The sequence below is a fragment of the Pseudomonas sp. XP2 genome, assembly GCF_053557975.1.
Genome location: NZ_JBNRIK010000008.1, coordinates 23839 through 35228, shown reverse-complemented (window position 1 = coordinate 35228; position 11390 = coordinate 23839). Strand labels below are relative to the sequence as shown.

The 11390-nt window shown below is 61.9% G+C and carries 11 protein-coding genes and 1 tRNA gene; 10 read left to right on the top strand and 2 right to left on the bottom strand.

The annotated features are described in order from the left end of the window. Window positions 1–181 precede the first annotated feature (181 nt). The 5 genes from ACK1VC_RS11200 (at window position 182) to ppk2 (ending at window position 5078) form a co-directional block, all read left to right on the top strand. On the top strand, window positions 182–2428 hold the full coding sequence (locus tag ACK1VC_RS11200) for an AsmA family protein (RefSeq protein ID WP_191087178.1): 2247 nt from the start codon (window positions 182–184) through the stop codon (window positions 2426–2428). Then, the gene (gene mutY / locus ACK1VC_RS11195; protein ID WP_016484502.1) at window positions 2425–3492 is read left to right on the top strand and encodes an A/G-specific adenine glycosylase; all 1068 of its coding nucleotides are present in this window, start codon (window positions 2425–2427) and stop codon (window positions 3490–3492) included. Before ACK1VC_RS11200 ends, mutY begins: the two co-directional genes overlap by 4 nt. Further along, on the top strand, window positions 3489–3761 hold the full coding sequence (locus ACK1VC_RS11190) for an oxidative damage protection protein (RefSeq protein WP_191087177.1): 273 nt from the start codon (window positions 3489–3491) through the stop codon (window positions 3759–3761). The genes mutY and ACK1VC_RS11190 overlap by 4 nt, the downstream gene beginning before the upstream one ends. Before the next feature lie 90 nt (window positions 3762–3851). Continuing rightward, window positions 3852–3927: transfer RNA gene (locus tag ACK1VC_RS11185), tRNA-Phe, on the top strand. 170 nt (window positions 3928–4097) lie between these two features. Further along, window positions 4098–5078: a polyphosphate kinase 2 gene (gene ppk2, locus ACK1VC_RS11180; protein ID WP_224372415.1), complete on the top strand. Its 981-nt coding sequence runs from the start codon at window positions 4098–4100 to the stop codon at window positions 5076–5078. A 5-nt stretch (window positions 5079–5083) separates the two neighbouring features. Here the strand turns inward: ppk2 and ACK1VC_RS11175 are convergent, their stop codons facing one another. Then, a complete protein-coding gene (locus ACK1VC_RS11175) occupies window positions 5084–5620 on the bottom strand; it encodes a hypothetical protein (protein WP_016484499.1) in 537 nt (178 codons plus the stop codon). A gap of 131 nt (window positions 5621–5751) precedes the next feature. On the opposite strand from ACK1VC_RS11175, the gene ACK1VC_RS11170 reads away from it, so the two are divergent. Further along, a complete protein-coding gene (locus ACK1VC_RS11170) occupies window positions 5752–6195 on the top strand; it encodes a hypothetical protein (RefSeq protein WP_016484498.1) in 444 nt (147 codons plus the stop codon). Window positions 6196–6374: 179 nt separating this feature from the next. Here the strand turns inward: ACK1VC_RS11170 and gabP are convergent, their stop codons facing one another. Beyond that, the gene (gene gabP / locus ACK1VC_RS11165) at window positions 6375–7760 is read right to left on the bottom strand and encodes a GABA permease (protein WP_016484497.1); all 1386 of its coding nucleotides are present in this window, start codon (window positions 7758–7760) and stop codon (window positions 6375–6377) included. A 639-nt stretch (window positions 7761–8399) separates the two neighbouring features. Between gabP and ACK1VC_RS11160 the strand changes: the two genes are divergently transcribed. Genes ACK1VC_RS11160 through ACK1VC_RS11145 form a run of 4 tightly spaced genes read left to right on the top strand, consistent with a single transcriptional unit; the run spans window position 8400 to window position 11373 of the window. Beyond that, window positions 8400–9173: an ABC transporter ATP-binding protein gene (locus ACK1VC_RS11160; protein ID WP_016484496.1), complete on the top strand. Its 774-nt coding sequence runs from the start codon at window positions 8400–8402 to the stop codon at window positions 9171–9173. Between the two features lie 11 nt (window positions 9174–9184). Continuing rightward, the gene (locus tag ACK1VC_RS11155) at window positions 9185–9937 is read left to right on the top strand and encodes an ABC transporter substrate-binding protein (RefSeq protein ID WP_016484495.1); all 753 of its coding nucleotides are present in this window, start codon (window positions 9185–9187) and stop codon (window positions 9935–9937) included. 54 nt (window positions 9938–9991) lie between these two features. Further along, window positions 9992–10684, top strand: coding sequence for an ABC transporter permease (locus tag ACK1VC_RS11150; RefSeq protein WP_016497593.1), 693 nt, complete (start codon window positions 9992–9994; stop codon window positions 10682–10684). After that, complete coding sequence (locus ACK1VC_RS11145; RefSeq protein ID WP_016497592.1) at window positions 10684–11373, top strand: ABC transporter permease; 690 nt, start codon at window positions 10684–10686, stop codon at window positions 11371–11373. Before ACK1VC_RS11150 ends, ACK1VC_RS11145 begins: the two co-directional genes overlap by 1 nt. Window positions 11374–11390: the final 17 nt, after the last annotated feature.

Genomic DNA, 11390 nt, shown 5'->3' with positions numbered 1-11390 from the left:
CCGGCGATAGGGCCGGTACAGGCGATACATACGGAACTGACAAAATCCTGCCTGTCGAAAGCCGTACCATCTGCTGCAACCGTAGGAAATGGCCTGTATCTCTAGTCGTATAAGCAGGCACAACCACTGCGGCGTTATACTCTGCCGCCTGAATTCACTAACGGACTACAAGGACTCGCCCATGAAAGCGTTCGGCAAAATCCTGGGGCTGGGGCTTCTCGGGTTGCTGCTGATCATCGTGGCGCTGGGCTTCGCCCTGACCCACCTCTTTGATCCCAACGACTACAAAGACGAGATTCGCCAGCTGGCACGGGACAAGGCTCACGTCGAGCTGACCCTCAACGGCGACATCGGCTGGAGCCTGTTCCCGTGGCTGGGCCTGGAGTTGCACGACGCAAGCATCGCCACGCTGGCCAAACCCAAGGAGCCGTTCGCCGACCTGCAGATGCTTGGCCTTTCCGTGCGCGTGCTGCCGTTGCTGCGCCGCGAAGTGCAGATGAGCGACGTGCGCGTCGAAGGCCTGAACCTGACCCTGGCGCGCGACGAGCAGGGCCATGGCAACTGGGAAGACATCGGCAAACCGCTGCCTGCGCAGAACGGTGCAAACGCCGAGGCACCTGCCCAGGCATCTGCCGAGCAGAAGCCTGCGACAGCCGACAGCAACGACCGCGCCGTCAAGCTGGACATCGACAGCCTGACCGTGAACAACGCCCGCGTGCAATACACCGATGCCAAGACCGGCCAGAGCTACAGCGCCGAGAGCATCCAGTTGAGCACTGGCCCGGTTCATGAAGGTGCGAACATTCCACTCAAGGCCAGTGCCTTCATCAGCGCCAGTCAGCCGAACATCAAGGCCCGCACCGAGCTGGCCGGCGAACTGCGCTTCGACCGCAAGCTCAAGCGCTACAACTTCGAAGACATGCGCCTGTCGGGCGAAACCTCGGGTGAGCCAACCGGCGGCAAAACCGTGACCTTCGCCGCCCAGGGCCAGCTGCTGGTCGACCTGGCCGCCAATGTCGCCTCGTGGAGCGGCCTGAAAGTCTCGGCCAACCAGCTGCGCGCCCTGGGCGAGCTGAACGTGCGTGACCTGGACAAGGCCCCACAGCTAAGCGGTGGCCTGTCCATCGCCCAGTTCAACCTGCGCACGTTCCTCGACAGCATTGGCCGCCCACTGCCGGCCACCAACGACCCGGCAGCCTTCGCCAAGCTGGAGCTGGTCACCCGCCTGCAAGGCACAGCAAACAGCCTGGCCCTGGAAGACCTGGCCGTGAAGCTGGACGACAGCACCTTCAGTGGGCGTGTGGCCGTGGAAGACTTCGCCAAGCAGGCCCTGCGCCTGCAGCTCAAGGGCGATACCTTCGACGCTGACCGCTACCTGCCAGCCAAGAGCGAAGAAGCCAAGGGCGCCACTGCCGCGCGCCAGGCCGAGGTCAAGCAGCAAGAAGCCAGCGCCGTGGCCGGTGCCGGCACCACACCGCTGCCCAACGCCCCGACTCAAGTAGCGTGGAGCGACGACAAGCTGCTGCCGGTCGACCGCCTGCGCGCCCTCGACCTGCAAGCCGACCTGGCCTTTGGCTCACTGACCCTGGACAAGCTGCCGATCAAAGACGCCCAGCTCAAGGCCATCGGCCAGGGCGGCCTGCTGACCCTGCAAACCCTGCGTGGCGAGCTGTACAACGGCACCTTCGAAGCCAAAGGCACAGTCGATGTGCGCCCTGCCGTACCGCAACTGGGTGTGAACACCAACATCCAGCGCGTGCCGGTTGAGCACTTCATCAAGGCCGAAGGCAAGGACCAGGTTCCACCGGTCAAAGGCCTGCTGACCCTGACCAGCGACCTGACCGCCACCGGCAACAGCCAAAAAGCCCTGGTCGACACCCTCAACGGCAGTGCCAACTTCACCATCAATGATGGTGTGCTGGTCAACGCCAACCTGGAACAGCAGCTGTGCCAGGCCATCGCCACGCTCAACCGCAAGACCCTGAGCGGCGAGCCACGCGGCAAAGACACCCCGTTCCAGGAACTGCGCGGCAGCCTGGTGGTGCGCAACGGCGTTGCCAGCAACCCGGACCTCAAGGCGCGAATTCCGGGCCTGACCGTCAACGGCCATGGCGACCTCGACCTGCGCGTGCTGGGCATGGACTACAACGTCGGTGTGATTGTCGAAGGCGATCAGCGCGCCATGCCGGACCCGGCCTGCCAGGTCAACGAACGCTACGTGGGCGTTGAAGTGCCCCTGCGCTGCCGTGGCCCGCTGGAGCTAGGCGCCAAGGCCTGCCGCCTGGACCAGGGCGGCATGGGCAAGGTTGCCGCCAAGCTGGCCGGCAACCGCCTCAAAGACAAGATTGATGAAAAGCTCGAAGAGAAACTTGGAGACAAAGTGAGCCCGGAATTAAAAGACGCACTCAAGGGGCTGTTCAAGCGATGAGCCCCGAGCAGTTCTCCAGCGCTGTGCTGGACTGGTACGACGAGCACGGCCGGCACGACCTGCCCTGGCAACAGGGCATCACCCCGTACCGGGTGTGGGTGTCGGAAATCATGCTGCAGCAGACCCAGGTCAGCACCGTGCTCAACTACTTCGACCGGTTCATGCAGGCCCTGCCGACCGTGCAGGCCCTGGCCGAAGCGCCGGAGGACGAAGTGCTGCACCTGTGGACGGGGCTGGGCTACTACACCCGCGCACGCAACCTGCAAAAAGCGGCAAAGATCGTGGTCGAGCAACATGGCGGCGAATTCCCGCGCAGCGTCGAGCAGCTCACCGAGCTGCCCGGCATCGGCCGCTCCACCGCCGGCGCCATCGCCAGCATCAGCATGGGCATTCGCGCGCCGATCCTGGACGGTAACGTCAAGCGTGTGCTGGCGCGCTACACCGCCCAGGCCGGCTACCCAGGCGAGCCCAAGGTAGCCAACCAACTGTGGGCCACGGCCGAGCGTTTTACCCCGCTGCAACGCGCCAATCACTATACCCAGGCCATGATGGACATGGGCGCTACGCTGTGTACCCGCAGCAAGCCCAGTTGCCTGATCTGCCCATTGCAGCGCGGCTGCGAGGCACACCTGCACGGCGAAGAAACCCGCTACCCAGAGCCCAAACCGCGCAAGGCGCTGCCGCAACGGCGCACGCTGATGCCACTGCTGGCCAACCACGAAGGCGCCATCCTGCTTTATCGCCGCCCCTCCAGCGGGCTTTGGGGTGGTTTGTGGAGCCTGCCGGAGCTGGACGACCTCGCACAGCTCGACGACCTGGCCTATCAGCACGGCTTGCGCCTGGCAGGCAGCCAGGCCATGGAAGGCCTGACCCATACCTTCAGCCACTTCCAGCTGGCAATCGAGCCCTGGCTGGTGCACGTCGACTTGGTCGGCGAGCACGTGGCCGAGGCCGACTGGCTCTGGTATAACCTCGCCACCCCGCCGCGCCTGGGCCTTGCCGCCCCGGTGAAAAAACTGCTTGAACGCGCGGCCGACGAACTGATTGCAGGAGACGCCCGATGACCCGCACCGTGATGTGCCGCAAATACAAAGAAGAATTGCCAGGCCTGGAGCGCCCGCCCTACCCCGGCGCCAAGGGCCAGGACATCTTCGAACACATCTCGCAGCAAGCCTGGGCCGACTGGCAGAAGCACCAGACCATGCTGATCAACGAAAAACGCCTGAACATGATGAATGCCGAGGACCGCAAATTCCTCCTGGCAGAGATGGACAAGTTTTTCGCCGGCGAAGAATACGCACAGGCGGAAGGCTACGTTCCACCGGCCGAATGACCCCAAAAATCGTAAGCGACGGAATTAATTTAAAATTTTTTCAAAAAGTCGTTGACGAGCGGTCCGGAAATCTATTTAATTCACCTCGTCGCCCAGATAGCTCAGTCGGTAGAGCAGAGGATTGAAAATCCTCGTGTCGGCGGTTCGACTCCGTCTCTGGGCACCACCTTCAAGCTTCTGGTGGTTGCAAAGTTACCCGAAGCGACAACAAGAAACCCGCCTAGTGCGGGTTTTTTGTTGTCTGTAATATTTGCTCATTGACCAGCATCAAATAGCCATCACTCGCTCACCTTCATAATCGAAGACGGATACCCGTATCGACCAGCAAGGACCTCCATGAGCGAAGAATCCCCCCTCCTGCTCCCCGCCCCCAGCGAACCCCCCATCACTCCAGTCCGCACGCGCCGCCCACGCCAGCGCAAGCCGGAACCGACGATCACCCGTATCAGCCAGCAACCCGCTGCACTGGAAGTTGCCACCGCCCCGAAGGGCAGCAACGAAGACAGCACCTCGGCCCACCTGCCGGCCAACTACCCCTACCGCACACGCCTGCGACGCCAGGACTACGAAAAGGCCAAGCACGCGCTGCAGATCGAGCTGTTGAAGGTACAAAGCTGGGTGAAGGAAACCGGCCAGCGTGTGGTGATCCTGTTCGAGGGGCGCGATGCCGCAGGCAAGGGCGGCACCATCAAGCGCTTCATGGAGCACCTCAACCCACGTGGCGCACGCATCGTCGCACTGGAGAAGCCGTCCGAGCAGGAACAGGGCCAGTGGTATTTCCAGCGCTACATCCAGCACCTGCCCACAGCGGGTGAAATGGTGTTCTTCGACCGCTCCTGGTACAACCGCGCGGGCGTCGAGAAGGTGATGGAGTTCTGCACACCGCTGCAGTACCTGGAGTTCATGCGCCAGACACCGGACCTGGAGCGAATGCTGTGCAACAGCGGCATCCTGCTGTTCAAGTACTGGTTTTCGGTGAACCGCGAAGAGCAACTGCGACGCTTCATTTCACGCCGGGACGACCCGCTCAAACACTGGAAGCTGTCACCCATCGACATCAAGTCGCTGGACAAGTGGGAAGACTACACCGCGGCCAAGGAAGCGATGTTCTTCCACACCGACACCGCCGATGCGCCGTGGACGGTGATCAAGTCCGATGACAAGAAGCGCGCGCGGATCAACTGCATCCGCCACTTCCTGCATTCGCTGGACTACCCGGGCAAGGACCACAGCGTGGCCCACGCCCCGGATGCGCTGCTGGTCGGCAAGGCCGCTCGCGGCTTCGAAGAAGACGAGCTGGTCGCCCAACCAGCCTGAAGCGCCTAGAAGTTGGCCATGGCACTGCAATAATCAGCTTTGCGCCGGGCCACGTCCTCGGCTTTGTCCAGGCGCTTGAGCGTGCCGCCGCAGGCGCTGTAGCCGTGCACCACCAGCTCGTAGTCGGCGCCTTTTTGCGGCACGAACGAGAACATGCCCAGGCAGTTCTGCACCGTGTCATAGCCGGCCGAGCGCCCCCCATCGAGAAAGTGCAGGGTAAACGGCTTACCGGCAGGCACCAGCACTTCGCTGACTGCGTCACCCGCCCGGGCAGATGCACTGGCAGGCATGCCCAAGGTTTCGCCATTGCGGTCGGCGAAGCCTTTGGTGGGTACCGCAATTACTCCGGCACCGGGGCTGTACCAGTCCACACAGTCCTTTTCCGGTACCGCACGTACCATACCGTCGGCGATTACCCGCAGGCGTGCGGTGTCACCGCCACTGGGCGAGCCGTAGGGGGTATTGAAAGATTTGACTGCGGCAATGTTGCCGCAGCCGGCAAGAGCGGCGGCCAGCAGGCCGAGCATGACGGGTGCTTTCATCCGTGAATGTCCTTTGCGCGAATGCCGAATGTCCGGCAGCCTGAGTCAGACCCGCCAATGCCGCTTGGGTTTCACTGCCATCTGCGATTCAATACGCACTTTTCCAGCACCACCCAAGGACTCAAGCCCCCATGGCCACCCCTACCAAGCAACAGAAACGCGCCAAGCGCGCCGCCAGCAAGGCCAAGCAGAACCGCATGGTGCGTAGCGGCCAGGCGGTCAAGCCCAGTGCCGGCGACAGCGCCAGCGTCGAGCAGGTATACAACAAGGCGATGGAGTCGGGCAGCTACGACGCGATGTTCGAGAAGATGAAGGAAGCCCAGGAAGGCGGCCTGGTGCCGATGATCTCGGTGTTCCTGGTAGACCCACTGCTGGCCCTGGTGCTCAAGGGGCACAAGGAAGAGCACGCCACCGACTACATCGTGCTGGTGTTCAACGCCTACCGCAAATGGCTGGACGGCGCCGACGAAGAGGCCACCATGGCTTGGCTGGAAAGCGACGAGTTCCAGGCTGCCTACATCACCGCATCCGAACTGGTGGCCAAGCAGCAGCAACAGCAGAAGCAGTTTGGCTGACAGGGCCATTTAACCTGCAAGGGCCCTATCGCCGGCAGCCAGCTCCCACAGGGTCATGACAGGCCTGAGTGCAGCAAGATTCCTGTAGCAGCTGGCTTGCCGGCGATAGGCCCGGTACAGGCAACAAAAAAGGCCGCACCCTCTACAGGACGCGGCCTTTTCATTACAGCCAGCGCGGATCAGTTATCCAGCGCCACCCGCCCGGCAGCTTCGCGCTTGCGGTGTACCAGCAATCCAGCCGCTACCACACCAATGCTCAGCAACGCAGTCGCGATGATCTCCGCACGGTGATCCTCACGCAGCGCCATGACCACCAGAATGGCGACGATGAAGGCAATGGTCGCCCAGGTCAGGCCCGGGAACAGCCACATCTTGAAGGTGATCTTCTCGCCACGGGCCTCACGCTGGCCGCGCATGCGCAGTTGCGACACGGCAATCACCAGGTATACCAGCAAGGCAATGGCGCCAGAGCTGGCCAGCAGGAATTCGAACACCTGGGCCGGGGCCACGAAGTTGGCGAACACGCAAAGGAAAGCCGCTGCAGTGGACAGCAAAACCGCCACATGCGGGGTTGCCGCCTTGGTGGTGCGCTGGGCGATCGCCGGGGCGTCGCCACGCTTGCTCAGCGAGAACAGCATGCGCGAAGAGGTATACAGCGCCGAGTTCAGGCAGCTGGTCACGGCGATCAGCACGACGATGTCGACGATCAGCTTGGCATTCGGCACGCCGATGCGGCTCAGCACAGTCTGGTAGGAACCGGTTTCGGCCAGGGCCGGGTCGTTCCACGGCACCAGGGCCACGACCAGGAAGATCGACACCAGGTAGAACAGGCAGATACGCCAGATGACCGAGTTGGTGGCGCGGCTGATCTGCTTGCCCGGGTCCTTCGACTCGGCAGCAGCAATGGTGACGATTTCGGTACCCATGAACGAGAACATGGTGGTCAGCATGGCTGCCAGCACTGCGCCCAGGCCGTTAGGCATAAAGCCTTGGGTATCGAACAGGTGGCTGGCACCGCTCACCTGGCTGCTCGGCACAAAGCCGAACATGGCCGCACAGCCCACGGCGATGAAACCGATGATCGCCAGCACCTTGAGCAGGGCGAACCAGAACTCGAACTCACCGTAGTTCTTCACACTGCACAGGTTGGTCAGGGTCAGCGCCAGGGTAATGATGAGGGAGAACGCCCACAGATCCACCGCAGGGAACCAGGCATGCAGAATGGCCGCGGCAGCGTTGGCCTCCAGCGGAATCACCAGCACCCAGAACCACCAGTACAGCCAGCCAATGGTAAAACCGGCCCAGCGCCCGATGGCGCGGTCGGCATAGGTAGAGAACGAACCGGTGTCAGGCGAGGCGACCGCCATTTCACCCAACATGCGCATCACCAGCACGACCAGCGTACCGGCGGCGGCGTAAGCCAGCAGCACGGCCGGGCCGGCAGCTGCGATGGCGTGGCCGGAGCCTACGAACAGGCCGGCACCGATGACACCAGCGATGGACAGCATGGTCACATGCCGTTGTTTGAGCCCCTGAGCGAGGTCATTGGAATTGTTACCGCTCATAAAACTACCTTTGTAAGGAGTGGACCACTCCGACTGCGGGTACGGAGCGCGCCAAGGGTTGACCTAGGCGTCGCTGCAATCGGCGGTTTCCTACTGGCAATAAGCGCGCCATCTGCTGAATGCATTCGTCAGAAAATTTCACGGGCCTTTTAGCACGCGGTTTGGAGGGCTTTCGGCCACGGCTTGACCGAAAGGACGCCAAATCATCGGATTACTGAAATACCCACTTACAAACGCACCAAAGGTGCTCCTCGGTAACACCCGTGCACCACCGCAATGCCAGAAAGTGCAACCTTGAGGTACAACCCTTTAGCCTGTGGCGCGTCCACAGATAAGGCTGCCCCCTGAGAACACCTTTGACCTAAAGGTCGGATTTACCCCTCGAATGGGCCAAAACCGCTTCCATGAGCGGGCTAAAGCTGGCACCATCGCGCCTTTTTTCATCAAGGCTCTGGTGCTGGGCGACACCTTCGCGGACATCTGCGCGACGTTACGCTGTAGCGATGCGACAAACTGCCCCACCAGTGCCCACAGTCCCTGGCAACCCTGTTGGCCGCCATAATGCCGCTATGCTAGCTTGGCGCACGCCAGGAAGGCCGCCAATAGCTGGGAACGCACCCGAACACATGAGGACCGCACATGGCTCAGGCCACGCCCGCGCTGGAAATCCGCAATCTGCACAAACGCTACGGCGAGCAGGAAATTCTCAAGGGCATTTCGCTGACCGCGCGCGACGGTGACGTGATCTCCATCCTGGGGTCGTCAGGCTCCGGCAAGTCCACCCTGCTGCGTTGCATCAACCTGCTCGAGAACCCGCACCAGGGCGAAATCCTGGTTGCTGGCGAAGCCCTCAAGCTCAAGGCAGCCAAAAACGGCGACCTGGTCGCTGCCGACAACCGCCAGATCAACCGCCTGCGCAGCGAAATCGGCTTTGTCTTCCAGAACTTCAACCTGTGGCCGCACATGTCGATCCTCGACAACATCATCGAGGCGCCACGCCGCGTGCTCGGCCAAAGCAAGGCCGAGGCCATCGAAGCCGCCGAAGCGCTGCTGAACAAGGTGGGCATCTACGACAAACGCCACAGCTACCCCGCCCAGCTTTCCGGTGGCCAGCAACAGCGTGCCGCCATTGCCCGTACCCTGGCCATGAAGCCTAAAGTGATCCTGTTCGACGAGCCCACTTCGGCCCTCGATCCGGAAATGGTCCAGGAAGTGCTTAACGTTATCCGCGCATTGGCCGAAGAAGGCCGTACCATGCTGTTGGTAACGCACGAGATGAGCTTTGCCCGCCATGTGTCCAGTGAAGTCGTCTTCCTGCACCAGGGCCTGGTCGAAGAGCAGGGATCGCCGCAGCAGGTCTTCGAGAACCCGAACTCGGCGCGTTGCAAGCAATTCATGTCAAGCCACCGCTAACGGAGCAATACATGCACACCTACAAGAAGTTTCTCCTGGCAGCTGCTGCCACGCTGGTGATGTCGGCAAACGCCATGGCCGCAGAAAAACTGCGCATGGGCATCGAAGCCGCCTACCCACCGTTCAACAACAAGGATGCCAGCGGTAACGTGGTTGGCTTCGATAAAGACATCGGCGATGCCCTGTGCGCCAAGATGAAAGTCGAGTGCTCGGTCGTTACCTCCGACTGGGACGGCATCATCCCGGCCCTGAACGCCAAGAAGTTCGACTTCCTGGTGTCTTCGCTGTCGATCACCGACGAGCGCAAGCAGGCTGTGGACTTCACCGAGCCGTACTACTCCAACAAGCTGCAGTTCATCGCGCCGAAAAACGTCGACTTCAAGACTGACAAAGAGTCGCTGAAGGGCAAGGTCATCGGCACCCAGCGTGCAACCCTGGCCGGCACCTACCTTGAAGACAACTTCAAGGGCGTGGACGTGAAGCTGTACGACACCCAGGAAAACGCCTACCTGGACCTGGTGTCCGGCCGCATCGACGGCATCCTGGCCGACAAGTACGTGCAGTACGAGTGGCTGAAAAGCAAAGACGGCTCCAACTTCGAGTTCAAGGGCGAGCCGGTGATGGACAGCGACAAGATCGGCATTGCCGTGCGCAAAGGTGACACCAAGCTGCGCGACGAGCTGAACAAAGCCCTGGCAGAAATCAAGGCCGACGGCACGTACAAGAAGATCAACGACAAGTACTTCCCGTTCAGCATCGAATGACCCGCCCTGACCGGCGCGCCCACGTGGCGCGCCAGTCCCTAAAATGACCTGCCCATGAATATCGACCTGCACGGATTCGGTCCGGCCATGATGGCCGGCACCTTGATGACCGTAAAACTGGCGCTTTGCGCCTTGCTGCTGGGGCTGGTGCTGGGCCTGCTCGGCGCCCTGGCCAAAACCTCACCGCTCAAGCCCCTGCAATGGCTTGGCGGCTTCTACTCGACCCTGGTTCGTGGCGTGCCCGAACTGCTGTGGGTACTGCTTATCTATTTCGGTACCGTCGGGCTGATGAACAGCCTCGGCGAAGCCCTGAACATGCCGGGCCTGGAGCTTAGCGCCTTCGCGGCGGGTGTAATCGCCCTGGGCTTGTGCTTTGGCGCCTACGCCACCGAAGTGTTCCGTGGCGCCATCCTGGCGATCCCCAAGGGCCATCGTGAAGCGGGCCTGGCGCTGGGCCTGTCCAAGGGCCGCATCCTGTCGCGGATCATCCTGCCGCAGATGTGGCGTATCGCCCTGCCCGGCCTTGGCAACCTGTTCATGATCCTGATGAAGGACACCGCCCTGGTGTCGGTGATCGGCCTGGAAGAAATCATGCGTCACTCGCAAATCGGCGTGACCGTGACCAAGGAGCCGTTCACTTTCTACATGGTCGCAGCCTGCATCTACCTGGGCCTGACCGTCATTGCCATGACCGGCATGTACTTCATGGAAAAACGCGCCGCTCGCGGCTTTGCGAGGGCTGAATAATGAATTGGGAAGTCATCTTCAAATGGCTGCCGCGCCTGGCCGAGGGTGCGGTCCTGACCCTGGAGCTGGTAGCCATTGCCGTGGTTGCCGGTTTGATCCTGGCCATCCCGCTGGGCATCGCCCGCTCCTCGCGCCACTGGTACGTGCGCGCCGTGCCGTTCAGCTACATCTTCTTCTTCCGTGGTACGCCGCTGCTGGTGCAGTTGTTTCTGGTCTATTACGGCCTGGCGCAGTTCGATGCGGTGCGCTCGAGCTCGCTGTGGCCGTACCTGCGCGATCCGTTCTGGTGCACGGTGCTGACCATGACCCTGCACACCGCCGCGTACATTGCCGAGATCCTGCGTGGCGCGCTGCAATCGATCCCCAAAGGTGAGATCGAAGCGGCGCGGGCGCTGGGCATGTCGCGGGGCAAGGCGCTGTTCTACATCATGCTGCCCCGTGCTGCGCGCATCGGCCTGCCGGCGTACAGCAACGAAGTGATCCTGATGCTCAAGGCCAGTGCGCTGGCCAGTACCGTGACCCTGCTGGAACTGACCGGCATGGCCCGTACCATCATTGCCCGTACCTACCTGCCGGTGGAAATCTTCTTTGCCGCAGGCGTGTTCTACCTGGTGATCTCGTTCTTGCTGGTGCAGGGCTTCAAGCTGCTGGAGCGCTGGCTGCGTGTGGATGCCTGCCAAGGGCGCTGACATCTCCTGGCCTTCTT